Here is a 23,590-nt window from a genome sequence, read left to right on the forward strand (position 1 = left end):
TGAAAGAAGGCTTACACCAAGTGGTTCGAAAGGAGGCGTTCGGCAGTGGCTGGCGTGAAAGATTATTTGAATTCAAAAGTATCCGACAATCGGGAGAAGATCGAGTACCATGTGGAACAGATCCTCAAACTGATCGGAGAAGATAGTACGCGTGAAGGGCTGCTTGAGACGCCTGCACGCGTAACCCGGATGTATGAAGAGATTTTTGGCGGGTATGAAGTGGACCCGCGCGATGTACTCGGCGTGACGTTTGACGAGAATCATGAAGAGCTTGTCATTGTGAAGGACATCGTTTATTACAGCCAGTGTGAACATCATATGGCACCCTTCTTCGGCAAAGTGCATATTGGGTATGTACCCAGCGGCAAAATTGTCGGGTTGAGCAAAATGGCCCGGTTGGTGGAGGCAGTTACCCGTCGTCTTCAGGTTCAGGAACGTATCACTTCACAGATTGCCGACATCCTGAACGAGGCTGTTGAACCACATGGTGTCATGGTCGTTGTGGAAGGTGAGCACTTGTGCATGTGCTCCCGCGGCGTGAAGAAGCCTGGCAGCAAGACGGTAACATCCGCGGTCCGTGGTTCCTTCCGGGACAATACGGCGCAGCGTGCCGAGTTTCTGTCTTTGGTTAAGGACTAAGACCTGACCCGGACAAGCTTTCAAGCCTTGTCCAATCATTAAAACGGTTCATCTAATAAGCCGAGTTCCCTGGGAACCGGCTTATTTATTTATATGAGCATTTGTATACATCCAGCATGTTTAAAGCCCTGTTCTTGTCCTATCCTGATTCAGATTCGTTTAGTCGGAGGTTAGCAAATATGAGTGTACCTTTGAATTCAGCCACAACCGGACAGCCTGGGGCAGAGAAGCCGGTTCTGTCCAGCTCGTCATCCAGGCTGCGTCGTATACAGATCTGGGAAACACCATTGCTTCGGTATGGAAGCAGTGTGCTTGAAGCATTTGCATGGGAAGAGGTGATGTGCCGCCGTGTAGGCGAAGGGCATCTGCCGGTCGCCCATATTTGGCGTCATCCTGACGCTTTTGTTGCAGGACTGCGGGACCGCCGCCTCCCCAAGGCTGTAGAGGCAATGGAAGGCATAACATCGCAGGGAACCGCTGTCTGTGTTCGTCCCTCAGGAGGTGCGGCTGTGCCTCTTCATCCGGGCGTGGTTAACATTTCACTGATTTTGCCTAATCCGGCCCGTGCTATTAATATTCACGATGACTTCCGCGAGATGGCTGCTTTAATTGCCGAGTCGTTAACGCCATGGTCGAATCAGGCGCAAACCGGAGAGATCGAGGGTGCCTTCTGCCCCGGTGATTATGATGTTAGTGTCGGCGGATTGAAATTTTGCGGTATCGCCCAGCGAAGACAGGCGAAGGCTTATATTATTACGGCTTTTATTATCGTCGAAGGGCATGGAGACAAGCTGGCGGCAGAGGTACGCAGGTTCTATGAGCATGCAGCAGACGGCCTGCAGGAAGGGTATCCCGATGTTCGCCCCGGCACAATGGCGAGTCTTCAAGAGCTGGCAGGAGTGCCTTCTGCAGCAGCTTACACTGCTTCCTTGGTCCGTACGCTTCGTAATCGATACCCTTTGGCTGAGACTGACCGCGTATTGTCCGTTGATCGAGAGGCAGTCAGGCAGACGGCAGAGCAGATGAAATTGCGCTACGATTAGTATCGTTCGAGAACACTTGGAATTGGTTAATAGAGATGATATGATGTGATTTCGGAAGGAGAGTGCCAAGATGGAAACTTTGAGATATACATTTGAATATGAGGTTGTTTCTTCAGGCGAGAAGTCTGAGTTCAGCCAAATGGCAACAAGCAAGGAAGAAGCTGCGGCTTTGATCGTTGCACGTATTGCCGACCTGGAGTTCACAGGTGAGGAAGATATCAAGCTGGGTGACCTGATTGCCATCAGCAAACAGGTTGGGGACAACTATGTTGCGTGCGAGGGCTGTGCTTCCTAGTCTAGCATGACGCGTCAGAGACCTATCCAAATACAAGCAAGTCTTCTTGAATCAAGAGGGCTTGCTTTTTTTATTGCAAATGAAGAAGAGATATCTGGCAGTCTATCGGCTGGAGATATCTCTTTTTCTTGTTCCCTTTTCAGTTCTAGTAGGGTGGCCACAACAGCTTCCGTGCCGTTTCGTAACGTTCAGCCACCGCAGGCCAATAGACGACATTCCACCAGTCCTCAATATATTTCTTGCGCTCATTCTGATGCTTCAGATAGTAGGCATGCTCCCATACATCCAGCGGCAGGAGGGGGACGATGTCGGACTGGGACAGGTTCTGGTGCTTTTCTGCCTGTAAAATCTCCAAACGGTGCGCCCGCGGGCTCCAGACGAGCAAAGCCCAACCGCTGCCTTCCACTTTGTTGGCTGCTTCAGTGAATTGATTTTTGAATGCCTCATAACTGCCAAAATCTCGTTTGATCTGTTCAGCAAGCAAGCCGGAAGGTTTGCCGCCGCCTTTGGGATTCATGATCGTCCAGAAGATCGTATGCAGGTAATGGCCTGCACCATTGAAGGCAAGTTCTCGTTCCCAATGTTTGACGAGTTCGAAATTATTTTTTTTGCGCGACTCTGCCAATTTCTTCTCGGCTGTATTGAGTCCATCCACATAGGATTGATGGTGTTTATCGTGATGAATGCGCATCGTCATCTCGTCAATATGTGGTTCGAGTGCGTTGTAGGCATACGGCAGAGGAGGCAGCGTGTGTCCTCCAATCGGAACAGGTCTCTCCTTTACTGGAGGTGTAGAAGGTAAGGTGATGCTCTCTGTCGTACCGGAAGAAGGTGATAGACCGGAGACCTCTGAATACTGCACCTGTGAAGAAGATGATGAAGGTGCCGGAGCTGATGGAGCTGACGGAGCGTTAGCTTTTCCAGCAACGGAAGACGGCTCCTCCGCTGCTTCACGCTCGGTGCGTCCTGACAATTGAACATACTTCTCCAAAGAAAAGGGTGCATCACTTGCCGAATCCCGCATGATTCCAGGCTGAATCAAGGTATCGAGTACGCCGAGGAAATACTCCGATTCGCGGATAAAGTGCAGAATGACTGCCTTAGCGAGCGGGACAGCTTGCACAGCGGCACTTTGCTCAAGCAGGACGTACAGCTGCCTGATGAACTCCCGCGATTGTGAACGTGCAGAGGCGACAAGCTGTTCCACACATCCGATGATGTAAGGGGCAGGCGGATGGGTTCCGGGTAACAGCTGTTTCAGCAGCTGGTTGGCTACCTTCTCGGTATTTTCAAACGTCACTGCCCATTCTTCAAGCAGCTTCACGTAAGTGGGCTCCAGATCGGGAACCAGTGCCCGGATAACAAGCGTATGCTCTTTCTCCTGCTCCTTCCAGAACCTTATCTCCTCTAGGATGCGCAGAGGCAGCAAGGGTCCATAGCCAGACCAATTCATATGCGGCAAACCTCCATTCAATTAAATTGTAAAATCAGCCCTTCAAGGGATACGGTGTGATTAACCATTTATAATCGTCCCAAAAGTATATTCTCCTGCCATGTTGTCCTATGTGTGCATAAAAAAAGAGCCCCATAGGGGCTCTGATCACCGGAAGATTCTATTCTCCGGTATTGGTATTTTCCACATCATCGCTGCTTGTCTTCGTCACATGACTCAGGAACGTAGAGACACGGCGGAGATACTCCTTCGGATGTTCCCGGAAGATCAGCTCATGATGCGCGTCCTGAACGATCCATTCCTCTGAGTAGGTGTTCGTCTGGTTGGCGGCGAGAAGCTCGGCAATTGGATATGGAGCCTTCTCATCCTCCGTCCCGTGAATGAAGAAGATCGGGAACGGATAGTCTTTCTTTTTGACTTCCTGATACGGAATCTGCTGTAATCCGGTGCCATTCAGAACCGGGAATAACAGATTCATGATCTGCAAAGTAGGTTGTCGCGGCAGATCAATCTGGTTATGAATGTTGTGATACAGTGTATCCGGCTCCAGCAGGAAGGTGCTGTCGAGAATCATGGCATCCACGTTCTCGGTTAGCAGCCCAGTCTGTAATGCTGTGCCTGCGCCCATTGAGAATCCCCAGACGACAAGCTCCTGAGCACCGCGCTGCTTGGCGAACTGAATGGCACCAAGCAATTGCTGGGACTCGGCTTTGCCTCCTGTAGCGACTGCCTTGTTCACCTGTGAGGCGAAACCATAGTCGAACATCACGACATTGAACCCGAGCTGGTGGGCATAGTGAGCGAGGTCATACATGGGAACCCAGGTTTCCTCCCGATTGGCCCCATATCCATGACTGAAGATAATGGTTTTGTTGACATCTGTGTCTGCGGGGATATACCAGCCCTGCATCGTACGGCTGCCATCTGCTGCCGGGAACGTGATGTCCTCGTATTTCATGTTCTTGGCCTGCATGGGATTGGAGAACACGGGAGCTACGGTCGGGTTGGATAATACCCAGGCAATATAGCCGTGTAAGGCGATGAAACAAAAGAGCAGAAAAAATACAACGGAGAGCAGCAACGCTACGATAATATGTTTGAACCGGATCAGCCTCGGTGATAACGAAGAAGGCAGATCGGACACTTTCGTTTGCAGCGGGGCTTCGCTCTGGGATGTCGGAAACATGATTGCCCCTCCTTATTAAGATCAATTGAAGATAACAACGAGTTCAGATCAGATAGTATGTCGTGGAGTCCTTGCTGGCATGTGCAGCAAAGTCTTGCTTTTATATCTTTATCGTATGTTTCCATATAGTCAAAGTCAATTGATTGGAGGCATTTGTTACGCAATTGTTATATAGTCCAAAAGATATATGGGTAACATTTCCTGATGGTGCAAATTGCAGGGGGTTTAGTCTTATAAAAAGAAAATATTTACACTTCTTATCGTCATGATTTGGCTCATTTTAGTTTACAGATGAGATCGTTTCTCATATAATTTATGTAACCAAGTTTCATGTGATGAAACATGAGGAGGGCTTTATGCCATGGAAGACCGCAAATTAACCGTCCGGGCTGTAGAACGGGCGCTGGATATATTATTATGTTTTACCACACGGAGCGATCTTGGACTCACGGAAATTGCGAGCCAGATTGGTTTGCACAAAAGTACGGTTCATCGTCTGATGGCGACGCTGGAGGAGAAGGGATTCGTCATTCGCGATGCGGCCACTGAGAAATACAGGCTCGGCATTCGAATCTGGGAGCTGTCTGCTCATATGTCCCGTAGTGATGACCCTGCTATTTTGCTGCTTCCAGCGATGGAGCGGCTCAGAGATCGTTTGGGTGAGACGGTCAGTCTGTACCTGCGGGATGGCAGTGAGCGTATCCGTATTCAGGCTGTTCAGAGTGATCAGGCCATCCGGCGGGTGGCTCCGGTTGGTGTACGTCTTCCTCTATCCGTAGGGGCTTCCAGCAAGGTACTCATGGCATTTGCGACGGAAGAAGACCGGGAGGAGCTGATGAATGGCCCCGAATGGCCCGTATTTATCGATCCCGAAGTTTATCTGGCCCAGATGGGCGATATCCGGGAGAATGGGTATGCGACCAGCTACGAAGAACGTGAGCCTGGAGCGGCTGCAGTATCGGTTCCCATTATGGATCGAAAGGGGAATATTGCTGCTGCGCTATCCGTATCGGGTCCCGTTAGCCGCCTGTCCCAGGAAACTTTGCACGAATATGCACCTGTACTGAAGGAAGCAGCCGCGCAGATGGGCCTCATGTTGTCCTGATCCGGCATGCAATGGAAGATAAAGGGTTGTTTTTCTGATGAGCTTGCGCTAGTCTGTAATGGACAGCCCAGCGGGGCTGGAATGAATTGAATATGAAACTGCGGTACACATACCGCAACTGTTAACGTTACTGGGGGAGTCCGAATTGTCCGGACTGAGACGGGATCGCATGAGATTCCGGACCCTTTGCACCTGATCTGGATCATACCAGCGTAGGGAAGTAATCGGCGATATAACCACGAACACCTGCATAATCCAGCCTTTGGCATGTCTCCACTTGTGGGAGCTTGGCATCAGGCTTGTTATGGGTGATGGACATAAGCCGGTTCCCTCGGGAACCGGCTTTTTTTATTTACAGCGTCAAGCGATCATTCGCAGCAGAGGGGATTATCTTCTTTTGCGGGGGAGCTGAGTTGGGTGTAACCCACTTATGCCTGTGCCAGATTCTGTCTGTGCTATGCCGCTGTAATGTTCTTTCTTCGGAAGTTGGCCGCTCTTTTCTTGCCTATGCGTGGATGATATGGAACGGGTGCATGAGCAATCAAACTGGCCCATCCATGGGACAATCAACGAGGAGGCAGAGGTAGCGATGAGCACAAACAACAGAACAACAGCACAGGAACATGTAGGGCAGGGGTTGGAAAAGGGAACAGTGGCTGCTGAACGGGTCCAACCGTTTCCCGGCAGCCGCAAAGTTTACATTCAGGGCTCGCGTCCGGACATTGCCGTACCCGAGCGTGAAATTGCCCTTCATGACACGAATACACCCCAAGGGGTGGAGCATAACGAGCCGCTGCGCGTGTACGATACGAGCGGCCCTATGACGGATCCCGGATTTCACGCCGATATCCGGGCAGGCCTGCCAGCTTTGCGTGCACAATGGATCACGGAACGAAACGATGTAGAAGCGTACCAGGGACGCACCGTCAAACCGGAGGATAACGGGCTGAAGCCTGGAGGCAAGAGAACCGGAGCTGAAGAATATCCAGGCCTCCGCGGCAAACCGCTGCGTGCACAATCCGGACGCTGTGTCACCCAAATGCACTATGCGAGGCAGGGCATCATTACGCCTGAGATGGAGTTTGCTGCTATCCGTGAGGGCGTGGAGCCGGAATTCGTCCGGCAGGAGCTGGCGAGCGGAAGGGCCATTCTGCCATCGAATATCAATCATCCAGAGAGCGAACCGATGCTGATCGGACGTCATTTCCACGTGAAGATCAACGCGAATATTGGCAACTCTGCCGTATCCTCTTCGATTGAAGAAGAAGTGGAGAAAATGACTTGGGCGGTACGCTGGGGGTCCGATACGGTAATGGATCTTTCCACGGGCAAGGATATCCATACCACTCGGGAATGGATTATCCGCAATTCCCCGGTACCGATCGGGACGGTGCCGCTATATCAGGCGCTGGAGAAGGTGAATGGCGAAGCTGAGGCACTCACCTGGGAGTTGTACCGGGATACGCTCATTGAGCAGGCTGAGCAGGGTGTGGATTACTTTACAATCCATGTAGGCGTACTGCTGCGTTACATACCGATGACGGCCAAACGGATGACTGGCATTGTTTCAAGGGGTGGTTCCATTATGGCGGCATGGTGCCTTGCACACCATCAGGAGAATTTTTTATATACGCATTTTGAGGAAATCTGTGAAATCATGAAAAGGTATGATGTAGCCTTCTCTCTCGGAGATGGACTCCGCCCGGGCAGCATCTATGATGCCAATGATGAAGCCCAGATGGCTGAACTTGCTACGCTTGGTGAACTGACACAGATTGCGTGGAAGCACGATGTGCAGGTGATGATTGAGGGGCCAGGACATGTGCCGATGCACAAGATTAAGGAGAATGTCGACCTTCAGATGGAGATCTGCAAGGAGGCACCATTCTATACACTCGGTCCGCTGACAACCGATATAGCACCAGGCTATGACCATATTACCTCAGCCATTGGAGCGGCGATGATCGGCTGGTTCGGAACGTCGATGCTCTGTTATGTGACACCAAAGGAGCATCTGGGCCTGCCAAACAAGGATGATGTCCGGGAGGGCGTTATTGCCTACAAGATTGCGGCACATGCCGCTGATCTGGCCAAAGGCCATCCGCGTGCACAGCGCCGGGATGACGCGTTGTCGAAGGCCCGTTTCGAATTCCGCTGGCGGGACCAGTTCAACCTGTCACTGGATCCGGAACGTGCGCTGTCCTATCACGATGAGACACTCCCGGCTGAAGGGGCCAAGGAGGCCCATTTCTGCTCCATGTGCGGACCTAAATTTTGCAGCATGCGCATTACGCAGGATATTCGTGCATTTGCCGCAGACAAAGGCTTGTCCGAGAATGAGGCTGTAGCGGCCGGAATGCAGGAGAAGGCTGAGGAATACCGAACCCGAACCTAAGCTCGTTACAGCGCAATTTAAGCAGCCTAAGATATATAAAAGCCGTTCTCTCCACTACTGGGAGAAGAACGGCTTTTAGTTGTAATCCTTTAGCTTCGTTGATAAGAAAAGTAAACTTCCGGATATTTCTATGTTGGAGCCGGCTAACGGCTACTTAAGCACAGCGTTGACGTCAGGTATTCCTCTGAGTCAGGCCCTCCTTCGAGAGCCTTTTTAATGCGTGAAAGGCAGAGGTAGCTTTCATTCACGCAATGAATAACCCTAACTAACGTCTACCAATTTTTAATTGCTGCTCCAAATAAGATGCCAGCGATGCGAGCGGGCTGTAAATCTCACTACCCGTATTTGCTGAAGCAAGGGCAGCCGCGGGAGCCATGGATAGCTGAGCAGCTACAATTGTTTTCTCTGGTGACTGTGCAGCGAGTTGCTGAAGGCCCGTTGTCACCGCCTCCATATATCCTTCCTTATCGCCGCGCATGATCAATTCAAATGTACCAGGAATTAGTGCGGCCTTTGTTCTCGAAGGAGCCGCAACGTTTGCCTGCCCGTTAGTTTCACCTTGCTGTAGTGCTTCATTCACCCGTGCCATCGTTCCTTCAACCGTTGCTGGATTGGTAAAAGCAAGAATGTATTCCTGCGAATCCTGCTGCAGCTTCTGCAATAATGGATCATCAATACCGATAACGGGGATGGAGACATGATGGGCTTCGTGCGCCAGTACTGCAGCAAACAGGGTACAGGTGACTAGAATCGCATCTGCATGACACTGGGCAATCCACTTTAATGTCCGGGATACCTTTTCTCGAATGACAGCCTCTGAGAAGTCCGTATCCTGCTTAAGGCGATCCAGACCGGGATCGACATAATGCACAAGTTCCACTTCATAGGGGACGAGCGCCTCTTCAATGAGTGCGATGTTGGAGTAGTGAGCGTGATAACAGCCGATCGTGATCATAATGACATCCCCTTTGCCAATGCTTCTTTTTTGTGAGTCGTGAGTGCTGCAGATATTTAATCCATTATAGAAACACGGGCCGGGAATTGTACAGCGTTTAAACCAATGCCAACAACCGTCCCTCCGCCAAATGGCAGAAGGACGGTTCTATAGTCAGACTCCAATACAGTCAGGTTTCATTTTATCGCATGGAAGGAGATACGTTCTTTTGAGCCATTTTTTGCTGCAGAATCTCGTGAAAGGATAGACCTTGAGTGTTCTCATTCTCCTTTTTGGGAGCAGTGGTCGCCGTGTTGCGCGGATATTGGTGGTGGTACGGGATCATTTGCTGAATAGGCATGCGGATCATCTTGGTTCCTCCTTTTGGTAGATAAATAAGTTGAGCCTATAAACGTTACACTTAACACTGCGATTGCAGTACCCTCTTCCGATCGCTGTTATCCCCAGATTTTTTGAATTCCCTCTTTAAGGGGAAAATCCGGTGATAAAGGCGAGCGCTTCGCTTCTTCAGTGAGTCCTGCCCTCTCCGTTGGGGTGTAAACATTAAATTCATCTTATATGGACTATGTATTTTGATTGGTAGTCGTTCCAAGTGCGCATATAGGTACATGTGACTTGTTAGACGAAATCGGGAAGTTATGACGTAATTCCAATTGGATTGTAGTGATTTTACCCCGTATTCAGGAGATGTAAACGGTTTGAGGGAAATTCAGGAATAAAGGACCTGAAATACAGGGTTTGGTATGGGAGGAACGAATCGGGTGTTAAGTGAATAGTCCCAGTTTCAGGAATGTCAATTGTGACGAAAATAAGACAAATTGTCTGGGAGAGTAGGTATCATTGCAGCTAACTAACTTGGTACCATAGTCGGTTGTTGTGAGCGGGATGGGGGTAGTTTATACGTGTTTTGGAGGTGAGACAGTGGAACAGCACCAAAAAAGCCATCCAGCGAGCTGGATGGCTTGTGTAACGTTAATCTGGAAATGTAAATGAAAAATGTCAATTTTCCGTAGTTGCCCTAGCTTGGTTTACCGCAATATAGATATCGACCTGAACATGGGCAGGATCCATACTCCGTTCATCATATAACTCGAAATCACCGGTAAACGTTCGCTCGTTCTGATTGCTCCAGCCCCAAACGGCTCCCCATGCTTCACCTACAACTTCTGCCATTGGACCCTTGCGGGAGGTGAATACGGCGTATGTTGCTGGTGGCAACTCGACGGAGTTCATGCCAGCTGGTAACGTTTCATCTGCAGCTACCTCGTGGCCTACGAGGATGGTGTATTCCCCGTGTATACCATTGGTATAATCTGTATAGCATCCATATCGGGGTGCTTCCGGTGCAGGGATGTGCCCTGATGAGAAGTAGCGGCTCCACAGATCCTGAATGCAGCCTTGGCCGCTCATCTCGATCGCGTTGGTCGTTCTGGCTGATATGCCAGCCAGGCGTTTGCCAGGAAGTGTAACATATCGAACAGGTTGAGTTAAGATGGACTGGTCTTTATCGGTAAAATGAAGTTCGGTGCTATCTGCGGAATTCCTTACTGCCGATATTGTTTTTCCTTCTGGATTGGAGGGGCTCCATCGTTTCAAAAAGGGAAGCTGATTGCGCAGCATTGCCCGCGCGGATTCCTGATCCATACCTTCTTCCATGAGGATCGCGGTGCACATCTCAATCATGCCTTCCATTGTAATGTTGGGCTGTTGGAACATGCCTTCTTTGTAGCAATAGATGCAGTAATCACGGGTTGCACTTCCATCTGCTTCCGTTCCGAATTGGGTAGGGGTGGTCAGCGGCATTCCGCAGCTCTGGCATATAGTGACGTTCATTCATCAATTCCTCCTCGTTATGTACAGCTTGAATATAGATGAAGTATAACGAGAGGAACTGGACATCAGTCTGTCAGGTTTGCGGAGGGGCAGCATAATTTTGCACGATTTGTTCTGCAATCCGGCGAATTTCGTCACGTATATGAAGAGGCTCCAATACCTCGGCATCCGCGCCAAAGCCAAGAATGAACCCGTACAGCCAGTTATCTTCCGGAAAAGCCACCTGACTTATATAATATCCCTGGCCGTCTGGGATCACGTTCTCTATGCCAAACCACTCTTCGGCGATATGACGGACACGGGCGTGGAATCTCATCGTCATGGCAACCGTGTTCCCTGGAGTCGCCCATTCCTGCTGCCAGGGCCTGTCCTGCAGGTTGATGGGTTTGCGTTCAAAGCTTTCATGAGCAAGTGTCACGTCCTGCATACGGACCAGTTTGAACATGCGAAACTCATTACGCTCATGACAGAACGCATAGAGGTACCAGGAGTGCTTTTTAAGAACAAGGGTATGAGGATCGACGGTTCTGTGAGTGTTGGCTCCTTCGGCGCTGCAATAGGTAAAGGTGATTGAACGCATCTGATCCAGTCCCTGTTCAATGATTTGCAGTTTGTCTTGCAGCGCTTCCGGGTGGGTCCACATCGAATAATCCACAATGAAACGATTGGTTTCGGCCTGAAAGTCATCATTTTTGGATTCCGGCACAATGCTGCTTAGTTTCTCCATCAACAACTCCCGTGCTACATTGGTATGCGATGTGGAGACGCTGCGCAGTGCGGTAACAATAGATGCCAGATCCCGGTCAGTCAATACGTTTCGATCCAGACGATAACCTTCCGCAAGGCCGATGCCACCGCTCATGCCCTGATATGTCACGACAGGAATGCCTGCCTGGCCCAGGGTATCAATGTCACGATAAATGGTGCGGATAGAAACTTCAAACGTGTCTGCCAGATCCTTGGCCTGTACACGGCCACGATTGATTAGTAGTACAACGATGGCTAATAAACGGTCCAATTTCATAAAAAAGGTTTCCTCTCAATGATTTATATGTTGGATTCAGATATGTTATATTGTTGAGCATCACATATAGGAGTGGGATAAGCAATGAAGCGAATTACGATTCTGATTGCGGACGATGAAGTTGAGATCGCTGATCTGGTTGCTTTGCATTTGCAAAAAGAAGGATACCACATCGTCACGGCATACGATGGCAAGTCGGCCCTGCACGCCATTCAGACGCAAGCGATCGATTTGGCAGTCCTGGACATTATGATGCCAGGCATGGACGGCTATGAGGTCACCCGCAAAATCCGGGAACAGCACCACATGCCGATCATTTTCCTGAGTGCCAAAACGTCGGATATGGACAAAATTACGGGTCTCGTGATGGGCGCTGATGATTATATGACCAAGCCGTTCAATCCGATGGAGCTCGTAGCCCGGGTGAACTCCCAGCTTCGTCGTTCCTTGCAATTCAGCCAGTCTTTACCCGTCCAGCGTTCCATTCTGGAGAAGGGCGGACTCGTCATCGCGCCGGATCAGCATAGCGTAACACTCTACGGCAAACCGGTGGAACTAACACCGAAGGAGTTCGACATTCTGTATCTGCTTGCAAGTCACCCCAAGCAGGTGTTCAGCGCGGAAAGCATTTTTGAACAGGTATGGGGAGAGGCCTATTACGAGAGCGGCAATACTGTAATGGTCCATATTCGAACCCTGCGCAAAAAGCTCGGAGAAGATCTGGACAAGAACAAGTTTATCAAAACGATCTGGGGCGTGGGGTATACATTTAATGACTAAACAAAGAAGTTTTCGGACAACCATGATTATGCTGCTGGGTCTGAGCATGCTGGCTTCTGGCGCGATCACCTATGGGATTTACAAGCTTTTGCAGGCTTATTATTCAGGTGTGAGAGCAGAAGATCAGCTTGCCGAATATCGCCATTTTATGAAAAGCATTGGAGATATCTATTTCTTCCTCATTTTATTCATCCCGCTCGCCATTCTGTTTTTCTTCTGGTTTACCAAGCCCTACGTGACCTATTTCAAGGATATTTCCACAGGCATCAGGCATTTGGCAAATGGAGACTTCCAGCATCGAGTCCAGATCTCTTCGAAGGATGAATTGGGTACAATCGCGGAGGATGTGAATTTGGCGAGTGAGAAGCTTAGGGAGGCGGTAGAACGGGGAGATTTTGCCGAAAACAGCAAGGACCAGCTCGTCGTTAATCTGGCACACGATTTGCGAACACCGCTGACTTCTGTGCTTGGGTATTTGGATCTGCTCATGAAGGATGATCAGCTGACAGAGGAACAGGTCAGACACTTTACATCGATTGCCTTTACCAAATCCCAGCGGCTGGAGAAGCTGATTGATAGTTTGTTTGAAATTACCCGGATGAATTATGGCATGCTGCCTATACAGAAAATGCGGCTGGATCTTAGCGAACTGCTGAAACAGATGAATGAAGAATTATATCCTGTATTTGAGAAGAATCGTCTGCTCACCCGATTAACCATCGAGTCGGATTTGACCATCTCCGGAGACGGAGAATTGCTCGCCAGGGTGTTTGAGAACCTGCTGATTAATGCTGCACGCCATGGCAAGGATGGCATCTATGTGGACCTGAAAGGATACCGGGAAGCAGATCAGGTCGTCATCCAGGTTATCAACTATGGAGGGCATATTCACCCGGAGGATTTGCCGCATATTTTCGATATGTATTACACCGGAGATCGTGCACGGACCCCTCAGGAGGGTGGGACAGGCCTCGGCCTGTTTATTGCCCGAAATATTGTGGAACAGCATGACGGGACCATTTCGGCTCAGAGTGATGTGGTACGGACCTTATTTGAGGTGCGCCTTCCAGCAATGGAATGAGGTTTGCCGTCAAATTTAAGAAAAACTTTAAAAATGCCCTGCTTTTTCTTTAACTAGTTTTCTCTATCCTTGATTGTACGAGGCAAAGGAGGAGCAAGGATGAAGAAGTGGGGCTTTTTGCTATGCATCATTTTGATCGGATACGTGATGACAAGATCGCCGGCATCTTTTCAGCAGAAGGATGAGATGATCATTGAAATTCAGGATAAGCATGAAAACCATACGGGGTATACAGTATCCATCACCGGTAATATTCAGGATCAAGTACATAAGGGCAACTTGCTGCTTGTTAATACAACCTATCCGGTTCATCCGGAAGGCATAAGAACCGATATTATAAATGTGGCGCAGCAGGACGATCTGGTCCGTGGATACGGATTGTTGGATCAAAACATATTGCTCTCGAGAGAGGTGGCCCAAGCCTTTCAGAAGATGATTGAAGCGGCCGGTGAAGAGGGAGTACGTTATTTTCTCATCAGCAGCGGATATCGGGACTTCGCCAAGCAGGATGAACTTTATCAGGAAAAGGGATCAGACTACGCCCTTCCGGCAGGACACAGTGAGCATAATCTCGGATTATCCATGGATATCGGCTCCACGCTGACCACCATGGATGAAGCGCCAGAGGGTGCCTGGCTCGAGAAAAATGCCTGGAAATATGGATTTATCCTCCGTTATCCGAAGGACAAGGTGAGTCTCACGGGCATTCAATATGAACCCTGGCACTTTCGATATGTGGGACTTCCGCATAGTGCTGTCATGTATAAGAATAACCTGGTGCTGGAAGAGTATCTGGATTTGCTAAAAGAGAAAGATAACATTATGGTTGAAGTGGAGGGTGAGAAGTATCATATCCGCTATTACCGGGCAGCCGGGGATACGACCGTATACATACCTGAGCATGGCCAATATGACATATCGGGAGATAACAGGGATGGAGTCATTGTCACAGTAAAGGAGTAACAAGGCTGCACAAAGGAGGTTCTTCAACATGAGACAGAGAAAAATCAAACATAAAATCCTTTGGATTGCCGCGTTAATCATCTATTTGTATCTGCTAACCAAGCTCATTCTCTTTAAAGGGGGGCCGGTCGACTTTGAAGTTGTCCGGGTCCAGCTTATGGCTTTTCTTCATCAACCGGATTTGATTCATACACGAACCGTCAATCTGACGCCATTTCAGGAGATCTCAAGAGACTGGAACAGCCTGTCACTGCATCGTCCAGGCACTGCAATCCATCTGGTGGGCAATGTGATGGCTTTCATTCCACTGGGGATGTTCATTCCGATGCTGATGGGCAACAAGCTGCTGTCAGGAGCGAACGTATTTCTGTCATCTCTACTTCTAAGTTTAGGCTATGAAGTAACACAGCTGCTCACTGGCATGGGCATATTCGATGTGGACGATCTGATGTTGAATACATTAGGCGGGGTGATTGGATATATTCTGTTTACCATGGCTCTCGGCATGAAACGGTTGTTGATTGGAGGAGAATCCCGAACGGTGAAGAAGGAGTATAATCCTAAAGAGAGTCCTGTGTAAGGAGGGAGATTATGATCCTAGTCACTTTACTATTGATGAGCACAGGTTTGATGTTTCTTGTGTACCCACGAAGTGTAACAGATGGCTCGAGCCGGCAGATCGCGGAACGAGTGATCATGTCGAGATGGGTCGGAGGCTCACTGATCGTTATGTCATGTCTGTTCCTGATCATGGGTACAATCCAGCTGTTGGATGAGGCGTCACATCATATCGGACACTAGGAAGATACTGAGCTTAAGTAAACAGAGCAATCTTGCATGCATCATATTAAGCTTCGCATCACGTACTACTACGGTGGTGGGAAGCTTTTTTTGTATGTCATTGTATCAGGATTTGATAACACAAGTCTTGAGAGGGGTTTGCGGATGGGCTTCCTATTGCGGTAGAGTAGGACCAAAGATTACCAAACTACATATTAACAAAGGAGGATATTTATTGTTATATTCATTAGCTATAAGCTTGACAGGTAGAATGAGAGCAATCATGGAAATCGAAAGTGAAATGGCTGAAGCTAAGCTGCGTCACCTTGGCGAAGAAGTAGTGCGTGCTTTAGAACAGAAAAGATCAGATCTGATTAACAGCTGTACTCGTGATGAGTTGTTAGTTATCCAGACAGTAATGAACGTTGGGCGGTCAGAGAGAGGGTATCGTTACTATTTCGACAAAGATGACGTTGAGATCATTCATTTGCCCATTGAGTTAACCGGATCTGAACTAATGCAGAAATATTCCTATTATCTCGTACATAAAACCAAACAGGAATTAGCAGGTGGCATTGAATATTACACTGCTGTGTCAGAACAACTGAAAGAAGGTATGGAGATCTTGAGACTTTAATCTGTAACTGTAGGAGGATATAAGAATGATAATGAAAATTTCGTACTATACGCCAGATGGTTTCTATTATTATGTTCCCGATCAATATGCAGAGCAGATGGAAGAGTGGAGAAGTGAATTTTCCGATTTTTTGCAGAGTATAGAGGGGAAGCATCCGTTCACTCAATACATAGAGTCCATTGATTACGAGGGCAAGTTGGAATACGCCGTTTTTGGCCGTAGTTATGGAGGGGATGACTTCATGGACTGGATCAACGTGGAGAAATTAAACTGCAGGGGGATATATCGCATCCCTTCGCCGCCTGATGATTCGGAAGTTGAAATAAGAATAGATTTTTAGAAGCCGTTTAATAAGAATACAAAAAAAAGCTCCCCATATCGTGCCGAAAGGCATGTAATGGGGAGCTTTCATTTTAATTTACTACATTAAAGATCAATGCAATTAAGCTTTTTTCATCATTTGACGCAATACAGTTTGCAGGATACCACCGTTGTGGTAGTAGTCTACGTCAACCATGCTGTCCAGACGAGCGATAACAGGGAAGTCGAACTTGGTTCCGTCTTCGCGGGTTACCGTAACGGTCAACTCTTGTCCAGGCTTCACATCATTGCTGAGGCCTGTAATGTCATACGTTTCACGTCCGTTCAGACCCAGGCTGGACCAGCCGTGGCCTTCCTGGAATTGCAGTGGCATTACGCCCATGCCCACCAGGTTACTGCGGTGGATACGCTCGAAGCTTTCTGCGATAACGGCTTTAACGCCGAGCAGGAATGTACCTTTAGCCGCCCAGTCACGGGAGCTGCCTGTACCATACTCTTTACCTGCAATAACGATCAGGTTCTGACCTTCGTCTTGATACTTCATGGAAGCATCGTAGATGGACATCTCTTCATCTGTTGGCAGGTACTTCGTAATACCACCTTCCGTACCCGGAGCCACCTGGTTACGAATACGAATGTTGGCAAACGTACCGCGCATCATGACCTCATGGTTACCACGGCGTGAGCCGTAGGAGTTGAAGTCTTTGCGCTCAACGCCATGCTCTTTCAGGTACAATCCGGCTGGACTGGTTGTAGCAATGTTACCCGCTGGAGAGATGTGGTCCGTTGTTACGGAGTCACCAAGCAAGGCCATAACACGTGCAGAGCGGATGTCTGCAATATCAGTCAGCTTATCGCCAAGGTTTTGGAAGAACGGCGGGTTCTGAATGTACGTGGAGTTTGGATCCCACTCATACAGTTCGCCTTCCGGTACAGGAATGTTATTCCAGCGCTCATTGGCTGTAAATACATTCTCGTATTTGTTGCGGAACATCTGAGCATTCAGTGAGCTTGCAATGGCATCCTTGATTTCCTCGGAGCTAGGCCAGAGGTCTTTCAGGAAGACAGGCTCGTTATTCGTATCATAACCGATTGGATCGGTAGCAAAATCAATATTGACCGTTCCCGCGAGAGCGTAAGCTACCACGAGTGGAGGAGAAGCCAGATAGTTGGCTTTTACCTGAGCATGTACACGGCCTTCGAAGTTACGGTTACCGGACAATACAGCCGCTACAGTCATATCGTTTTCGGCAATCGCTTCGCTTACTTCGTCTGGCAGTGGACCGGAGTTACCGATACAAGTTGCACAGCCGTAACCGGCAACGTTAAATCCGAGCTGGTCGAGGTAAACGTTCAGGCCTGATTTTTCGAGATACTCGGTAACAACGAGGGAACCTGGAGTCAAGCTGCTTTTTACGTAGCCTGGTTTGGTCAGACCGCGCTCAACTGCTTTTTTCGCAAGTAGACCCGCTCCGAGCATAACGCTTGGGTTGGATGTGTTGGTGCAGCTTGTGATGGCTGCAATCACAACCGCGCCTGCTTTCAGTTCACTAGTGGAACCGTCAGGGTGCTTCACAGGCACTGTTTCTTCAATCTTCTCATCGCTCAGTCCGTATCCGCCTTTATCGACCGGAGTACGAATGATGCTGTTGAAGCTTTCTTTCATTTGCGTCAGTTCGATGCGGTCCTGTGGACGCTTAGGACCTGCAAGACTCGGTACCACGGAAGCGAGATCCAGCTCAATCACGTCGGTGAATTCTGGATCAACCGTGCTGGAAGTCCGGAACATGCCTTGTGCTTTGTAATAAGCTTCAACCAGATCCACTTGCTCGTCGGAACGTCCTGTACTGCGCATGTAGTTCAATGTCTCGCTATCGACAGGGAAGAAACCAATCGTAGCGCCGTATTCCGGTGCCATGTTGGCAACAGTCGCACGGTCAGCGAGGCTGATGTTGGCAAGGCCTGGACCGTAGAACTCGACAAATTTGCCGACTACGCCTTTTTTACGAAGCATTTGAGTGACAGTGAGTGCCAGATCCGTAGCTGTTGCGCCTTCGCTCAGGCTGCCTGTCAATTTGAAACCGATAACGTCAGGTGTTACAAAATACAGTGGTTGACCAAGCATTCCTGCTTCGGCCTCAATTCCACCAACACCCCAACCAACAACGCCGAGTCCGTTGATCATGGTGGTGTGGGAGTCCGTACCTACGAGGGAATCCGGGAACACGACGGTTTCGCCGTCAACCGTTTTGGTTGCAGCGACGGAAGCCAGGTACTCCAGGTTAACTTGGTGAACGATCCCTGTGGATGGTGGTACAGCACGGAAGTTGTTGAATGCCGTTTGTGCCCAGCGCAGGAAGCGGTAACGCTCTTCGTTACGCTCGAATTCAACCTTGATGTTGTAGTCGAGAGCGTCGTTGGTTCCGAATGCGTCAACCATCACGGAGTGGTCGATAACGAGGTCAACCGGCACGAGCGGGTTGATCTGTTTTGGATCGCCGCCAGCCTTTTTCACCGTATCGCGCATCGCAGCAAGATCCACGACAACCGGTACGCCAGTGAAGTCCTGCAGGACGATACGTGCAGGGATAAATGGAATTTCCTTGTTATTGTCACGGCCTTCTGCCCAGCCGGTAAGTTGTTTCACATGTTCTTCAGTAATTGCACGTCCGTCGAACTGACGAACTGCTGCTTCGAGCAGCACTTTAATGGAGAAGGGAAGCTTGGAAAGGTCGCCGTAGCCGCCTTCCTGAAGAGCATCGAGACTGTAGTAGCGGTAAGACTTGCCTCCGACCTCAAGACTGCGGGCTGCGGAGAAATGGTTCTTGGCTGACATACATGTACCTCCTTAAAATGTGTCGGTGAGATGAAGATAAAGTTCATTTAAGTGGAAGAACAGGCCTTCATCGTTCCGTGTCCTTGTTCGTAGTTTCATCAGATGAAACGTAATTTCATAATTGCAACTTTAGTATTAAGTATACCGTTTTCACCTCCGTACGTAAAGGGCTTTTTGCCTGTCCAAACAAGCTTTACGAACAATGAAGGCGTTTTCGTGAATATTGCCTTGTTACGATACTTCCTGCTGTCCAAGTCTCCAATTTTCGGCACTCGAGCCTTGAGCGGAACACATACAACCGGTATACGTCTCATATGAATAGAAGTAGTTTACACAGCTGAATTTTCCAGAGAGAACTTCAAGTGCCAAAGGGGGACACAGGCTTGGAAAGGGAATGGAAGAGTGCCTTATACACCTATGTGAACCAGTACAACCGATGCGAAATCGACTATCGTCCACAGACGAGCGAGCGGATTGTCACGGATTCGGCATTTGTGCTGGAGCGGGGAGAGCGTATGGCCAGACTGGACGATTGGTATCGTAAACGGCGTGCAGTGCCTCTTCGCAGCGAGACCAGTGCCAAGCTTGTGCGAACGGTTACGGAAGGTCCGGAAGAATCGGTGGTGGATATTCAACTTTACAGCAGGCTTTTCTACGAGAAAAGTGGAATCACCCACCGGGAGGATCGGATTGAGAGGGAACGGTTGACCTTTATTAGGCAGGGTGGAACCTGGATGATTGGACGGGTTGAAAGAGAAGTTCCGGAGCGGCGTCCGGCAGGGGAAGGGAGACCCTTTCAGCAAGCGGATTTTGTACAGGCGATTAATCGGCCACTGCTGAACAGGGAAGTGCTTGGCCAGGGAAGAAGTTCAAGGCAGCAATTATACCGGCGGGACCTGGCTGTTGCTTATGCAGATCGGTGGTGGAATGCGGGAAACCCCGCATTTGAGGAATTCGAGGTAGACTGCACCAATTACGTCTCCCAATGTCTCTTTGCAGGGGGAGCACCCATCCACTATACTGGTAGAAGAGAAGCGGGCTGGTGGTACAAAGGTTATGTGAACAGCACTGAAATGTGGAGCTACAGCTGGGCCGTATCCAACAGTCTGGAGCGTTATCTGGGAAGCAGCAGCTGGGGGCTGACAGCAACCGAAGTTGATCGTCCGGAGCAGCTCATGCTCGGAGATGTCATTCTCTACGATTGGGACGGAGACGGCAGGTTTCAGCATAGTACTGTTGTGACTGCCTTCGATGCGGGGGGCATGCCGCTTGTCAATGCACATACGGTCAGCAGTCGCCACCGCTATTGGGATTACCGGGATTCTTACGCTTGGACGGAGCGGACGGTGTACCGGCTTTTTCATATTGCTGATGAGTTCTAATGAAGCAAGATGTACAGGGATTTGGTGACGTGGACATTCAGTTCCATGTAAAATAAGCCCTAGGACTAGAATAAAATTGATGCTGATTATACAGGTATGACGGCATCATGCACAGATAATCGGAGGTTACGCATGAGCATGGATAAATTAACAGTTGGCGTCGTTTACGGCGGAAAATCAGGGGAACACGAAGTATCGCTGCAAACGGCGTTTGCTGTAACGAACGCTTTTGATTATGAAAAATATGAATTGGTTCCTTTCTATATCTCCAAGCAGGGGACATGGAAAAAGGGAGCTGTGATGCACGCGCCATTCGCGCAGATTGAGGATCTGAAGCTGGAGCATGCAGCAGGTGGAACCCAGGAAGCGCTGAACGCGTTGTTTGCACGTCTGTATGGCGGAGAAGATGCACTGGACGTTATGTTCCCGCTGCTGCACGGCACGTTTGGTGAGGATGGTACGATTCAGGGGATGTTCGAGATGGCGGATATGCCTTATGTGGGTGCAGGTGTACTGGCTTCAGCAGGCGGTATGGACAAAGTGGTCATGAAAAAGCTGTTTGCGCAGGCTGGAATCGACCAGTGTGCCTTTACTTATTTTAATGCGACCCAGTGGAAGCAGACCGAGTATGACATGATCCTGCAAGTGGAGGAACAGCTGGGTTACCCGTGCTTCATCAAACCGGCGAACCTCGGCTCCAGCGTAGGGATCTCCAAAGCACGCAACCGGGATGAACTGAAGACAGCCGTCGAATTTGCACTGCGATACGATACAAAGGTTGTTATTGAGGAGTTTGTTGAGGCACGCGAAGTGGAAGTGAGTGTACTTGGCAATGATGAGCCGATGGCCTCGGTGCCAGGAGAAATCGTATCCTCTGGTGAATATTATGACTATGCAGCCAAGTATATTGATGGCCAATCACAGATGCTGATTCCCGCTCCGCTGGATTCCGAAGCCGCTGATCGTATCCGTGAGGCAGCCTTGCAGGCATTCCGTGCGATTGAAGGCAATGGTATTTCCCGGGCAGATTTCTTTATTCGTAAATCGGATGGTGCATTGCTTATTAATGAAGTAAACACAATGCCTGGCTTTACTCCGTACAGCATGTATCCGTTGCTGTGGCGTGAGACGGGTGTATCGTATGCGGAACTGCTGGATCGTATGATTGAGCTGGCATTGGAGCGTTACAACCGCAAGCAGGCACTTAATTATGAAAACGGCGTGCAGGCTTAAATTACTAGTGTTCGAATTTTTAGTTACACTTTACCGTAGCAGACTACACAAGGAGGGGTATGGATGGGATTTCAGACTGAATTCAATTCCGTATGCAAATTCAAGAGCGAGCAGGAGCTGTTCGAACTGCTGGAATACGGCCGCGGCAAAATGGTGAAACAGGGCTTCCGGGTCTTTCCGACCGGACAGAAGGTTATTGCCTATACGCCTGATAACGTGGCGGTAGCCATCGTCAAGATCGTTGCTTCCATTGCGGAGATCAACTTCCAAGGACAGGAAGTAACGGAAGTGGAGATGCAGCTTATTCGCAAGTTGAACGAGGAAGAATCCCGTGTTCAGACTGCACTTGCGGACGAAATGTTCTTTGGGGAGCAGGCACAGGGATAAACCTTACTCCATCTTATGGGACCAATGAACGGAATTGTAAGGCGAGCGATTACGGACTTTCTTTTAGGGTAAAACTTGGTTATATACAGTGACCGGAAAACCTAACGGCAGCAGATGCCAGGCAGGAATTCCGCCCTAATAGAGAGGAAGAACACCATGCTTGTACGTTTTGGTTATGTGGCGATGTCTGTACTGGTCGAGAATGCATCTCCTTCCCGCACGATGACCATGGCCAGCTTCAAGAAAATTGATGACAGGGAGGCAGCCATTCGCAAGCTAGAACGGATTGCAGCCGAGAATTTGCATAATACGTTACGGTTGCTTAGACATAACAAGGGCAGCCATATTCATGTATATCGTTTCTCTTCCAAATTAATTCCGCTGGCGACACATGAGGATCTGATGGATTGGGATCCATTCCCGGCCCTCCAGTCCGATTTTGCTGCCATTGGTGATTTTGTGAAGGAGAACGGAATGCGCGTATCCTTCCATCCCGACCATTTTACCGTTCTAAGTACGCCGCGGGAGGAAGTGCTCCGGAACTCCATGCGTGACCTTCGTCATCATGTGCGGATGCTGGATGCCATGGGACTGAATGCCACTGCCAAAAATAATATACATATTGGTGGTGCATACGGGGACAAGCCTAGTGCAGCGCTGCGCTTTGAAGAGAATTTTCTGAAGCTTGATCGGGATATCCAGGAACGGTTGACCCTCGAAAATGATGATAAAACATTCAACGTTTCCGAAACGCTGGCCGTATGTCAGCATCTGGGACTGCCGATGGTGCTGGATATTCATCATCAGTGGGTCAATAATGAAGGCGAACAGCCATGGGATATGTGGTCTGACATATGGAAGACGTGGCAGTCGCCGCTGGCACAGGCGGACTCCCCTGCAGACCGGCCATTACCGCCAAAAATTCACGTATCCAGTCCGAAGAGCGAGAAGGACATCCGCGGACATGCCGATGGCGTTGAAGTAGAGCCTCTGTTATCCTTTTTACGTCATATTGCTGCAGATACGCCGGAACTTGATGTCATGATCGAGGCGAAGCGCAAGGATGAAGCCCTGGTGCAGCTCATGCAGAAGCTGGCCTTCTACCACGAAGAAGGCGTGGAATGGGTGGACGAATCTACAGTCATTATCCATCCCTAGAGCCAAAAGGGGCCTGGGCAGCAAGAAACTTTACAACCGGTGAGGCGTATACTTTTAACAAGTATTTTAACTTTTCGTAGATTGATATAGAAAGTAGAGTGAAC

At 49.3% G+C, this 23,590-nt stretch carries 23 protein-coding genes and 1 riboswitch; of the genes, 16 read left to right on the forward strand and 7 right to left on the reverse strand.

Annotated features, from left to right (window positions below):
• Positions 1-45 precede the first annotated feature (45 nt).
• The 3 genes from folE to CHH60_RS27560 all read left to right on the forward strand — a co-directional run bounded on the left by folE (position 46) and on the right by CHH60_RS27560 (position 1,977).
• Entirely contained in the window at positions 46-639 is a 594-nt protein-coding gene (gene folE, locus CHH60_RS27550) for a GTP cyclohydrolase I FolE (protein WP_095293209.1), read from the forward strand.
• A gap of 179 nt (positions 640-818) precedes the next feature.
• On the forward strand, positions 819-1,682 hold the full coding sequence (locus tag CHH60_RS27555; RefSeq protein ID WP_095362111.1) for a lipoate--protein ligase family protein: 864 nt from the start codon (positions 819-821) through the stop codon (positions 1,680-1,682).
• A gap of 70 nt (positions 1,683-1,752) precedes the next feature.
• On the forward strand, positions 1,753-1,977 hold the full coding sequence (locus CHH60_RS27560; RefSeq protein ID WP_095293207.1) for a hypothetical protein: 225 nt from the start codon (positions 1,753-1,755) through the stop codon (positions 1,975-1,977).
• Between the two features lie 145 nt (positions 1,978-2,122).
• Here the strand turns inward: CHH60_RS27560 and CHH60_RS27565 are convergent, their stop codons facing one another.
• Both CHH60_RS27565 and CHH60_RS27570 read right to left on the reverse strand, forming a co-directional pair.
• Entirely contained in the window at positions 2,123-3,430 is a 1,308-nt protein-coding gene (locus CHH60_RS27565; protein ID WP_095362112.1) for a Fe-Mn family superoxide dismutase, read from the reverse strand.
• Positions 3,431-3,590: 160 nt separating this feature from the next.
• Positions 3,591-4,616: an alpha/beta hydrolase gene (locus CHH60_RS27570; protein WP_095362113.1), complete on the reverse strand. Its 1,026-nt coding sequence runs from the start codon at positions 4,614-4,616 to the stop codon at positions 3,591-3,593.
• Positions 4,617-4,977: 361 nt separating this feature from the next.
• Here CHH60_RS27570 and CHH60_RS27575 point away from each other — a divergent pair, with 361 nt between their 5' ends.
• Positions 4,978-5,721, forward strand: a complete 744-nt coding sequence (locus tag CHH60_RS27575; RefSeq protein ID WP_095293204.1) for an IclR family transcriptional regulator — start codon at positions 4,978-4,980, stop codon at positions 5,719-5,721.
• A 122-nt stretch (positions 5,722-5,843) separates the two neighbouring features.
• Positions 5,844-5,957, forward strand: a riboswitch (TPP riboswitch).
• Positions 5,958-6,310: 353 nt separating this feature from the next.
• On the forward strand, positions 6,311-8,116 hold the full coding sequence (thiC, locus tag CHH60_RS27580) for a phosphomethylpyrimidine synthase ThiC (protein ID WP_255248105.1): 1,806 nt from the start codon (positions 6,311-6,313) through the stop codon (positions 8,114-8,116).
• Positions 8,117-8,381: 265 nt separating this feature from the next.
• Here the strand turns inward: thiC and CHH60_RS27585 are convergent, their stop codons facing one another.
• The 4 genes from CHH60_RS27585 to CHH60_RS27595 all read right to left on the reverse strand — a co-directional run bounded on the left by CHH60_RS27585 (position 8,382) and on the right by CHH60_RS27595 (position 11,928).
• Entirely contained in the window at positions 8,382-9,071 is a 690-nt protein-coding gene (locus tag CHH60_RS27585) for a hypothetical protein (RefSeq protein ID WP_095362114.1), read from the reverse strand.
• A gap of 181 nt (positions 9,072-9,252) precedes the next feature.
• Positions 9,253-9,420, reverse strand: coding sequence for a hypothetical protein (locus tag CHH60_RS30015; RefSeq protein ID WP_176476234.1), 168 nt, complete (start codon positions 9,418-9,420; stop codon positions 9,253-9,255).
• A 650-nt stretch (positions 9,421-10,070) separates the two neighbouring features.
• Positions 10,071-10,904 carry a zinc ribbon domain-containing protein gene (locus tag CHH60_RS27590; protein WP_095362115.1) on the reverse strand — a complete coding sequence of 278 codons (834 nt, stop codon included), beginning with the start codon at positions 10,902-10,904 and terminating at the stop codon, positions 10,071-10,073.
• 73 nt (positions 10,905-10,977) lie between these two features.
• Positions 10,978-11,928 carry a helix-turn-helix transcriptional regulator gene (locus CHH60_RS27595; RefSeq protein WP_095362116.1) on the reverse strand — a complete coding sequence of 317 codons (951 nt, stop codon included), beginning with the start codon at positions 11,926-11,928 and terminating at the stop codon, positions 10,978-10,980.
• Positions 11,929-12,012: 84 nt separating this feature from the next.
• On the opposite strand from CHH60_RS27595, the gene CHH60_RS27600 reads away from it, so the two are divergent.
• The 7 genes from CHH60_RS27600 (at position 12,013) to CHH60_RS27630 (ending at position 16,509) form a co-directional block, all read left to right on the forward strand.
• The gene (locus CHH60_RS27600) at positions 12,013-12,708 is read left to right on the forward strand and encodes a response regulator transcription factor (protein WP_095362117.1); all 696 of its coding nucleotides are present in this window, start codon (positions 12,013-12,015) and stop codon (positions 12,706-12,708) included.
• Positions 12,701-13,789 (forward strand): HAMP domain-containing sensor histidine kinase, encoded by a 1,089-nt coding sequence (locus CHH60_RS27605; protein WP_095362118.1) that lies wholly within the window; start codon positions 12,701-12,703, stop codon positions 13,787-13,789. Before CHH60_RS27600 ends, CHH60_RS27605 begins: the two co-directional genes overlap by 8 nt.
• Before the next feature lie 99 nt (positions 13,790-13,888).
• Positions 13,889-14,752, forward strand: coding sequence for a M15 family metallopeptidase (locus CHH60_RS27610; RefSeq protein WP_095362119.1), 864 nt, complete (start codon positions 13,889-13,891; stop codon positions 14,750-14,752).
• A 28-nt stretch (positions 14,753-14,780) separates the two neighbouring features.
• Complete coding sequence (locus tag CHH60_RS27615; protein ID WP_095362120.1) at positions 14,781-15,332, forward strand: VanZ family protein; 552 nt, start codon at positions 14,781-14,783, stop codon at positions 15,330-15,332.
• Between the two features lie 11 nt (positions 15,333-15,343).
• Positions 15,344-15,553 (forward strand): hypothetical protein, encoded by a 210-nt coding sequence (locus CHH60_RS27620; protein WP_110755419.1) that lies wholly within the window; start codon positions 15,344-15,346, stop codon positions 15,551-15,553.
• Positions 15,554-15,815: 262 nt separating this feature from the next.
• The gene (locus tag CHH60_RS27625; protein WP_176476235.1) at positions 15,816-16,169 is read left to right on the forward strand and encodes a hypothetical protein; all 354 of its coding nucleotides are present in this window, start codon (positions 15,816-15,818) and stop codon (positions 16,167-16,169) included.
• A 25-nt stretch (positions 16,170-16,194) separates the two neighbouring features.
• Positions 16,195-16,509: a hypothetical protein gene (locus CHH60_RS27630; protein WP_095362123.1), complete on the forward strand. Its 315-nt coding sequence runs from the start codon at positions 16,195-16,197 to the stop codon at positions 16,507-16,509.
• Positions 16,510-16,611: 102 nt separating this feature from the next.
• Here the strand turns inward: CHH60_RS27630 and acnA are convergent, their stop codons facing one another.
• Positions 16,612-19,326 (reverse strand): aconitate hydratase AcnA, encoded by a 2,715-nt coding sequence (gene acnA / locus CHH60_RS27635; RefSeq protein WP_095362124.1) that lies wholly within the window; start codon positions 19,324-19,326, stop codon positions 16,612-16,614.
• A 383-nt stretch (positions 19,327-19,709) separates the two neighbouring features.
• Between acnA and CHH60_RS27640 the strand changes: the two genes are divergently transcribed.
• From CHH60_RS27640 to uvsE, 4 genes are all read left to right on the forward strand, one after another.
• Positions 19,710-20,708, forward strand: a complete 999-nt coding sequence (locus CHH60_RS27640) for an amidase domain-containing protein (protein WP_095362125.1) — start codon at positions 19,710-19,712, stop codon at positions 20,706-20,708.
• Positions 20,709-20,840: 132 nt separating this feature from the next.
• Positions 20,841-21,941: a D-alanine--D-alanine ligase gene (locus CHH60_RS27645; RefSeq protein ID WP_095362126.1), complete on the forward strand. Its 1,101-nt coding sequence runs from the start codon at positions 20,841-20,843 to the stop codon at positions 21,939-21,941.
• Between the two features lie 63 nt (positions 21,942-22,004).
• A complete protein-coding gene (locus CHH60_RS27650; protein ID WP_095362127.1) occupies positions 22,005-22,328 on the forward strand; it encodes a hypothetical protein in 324 nt (107 codons plus the stop codon).
• 156 nt (positions 22,329-22,484) lie between these two features.
• Complete coding sequence (gene uvsE / locus CHH60_RS27655) at positions 22,485-23,486, forward strand: UV DNA damage repair endonuclease UvsE (RefSeq protein WP_095362128.1); 1,002 nt, start codon at positions 22,485-22,487, stop codon at positions 23,484-23,486.
• Positions 23,487-23,590: the final 104 nt, after the last annotated feature.

The sequence above is a fragment of the Paenibacillus sp. 7523-1 genome (genome assembly GCF_002276415.1).
Lineage (GTDB): Bacteria > Bacillota > Bacilli > Paenibacillales > Paenibacillaceae > Paenibacillus > Paenibacillus illinoisensis_A.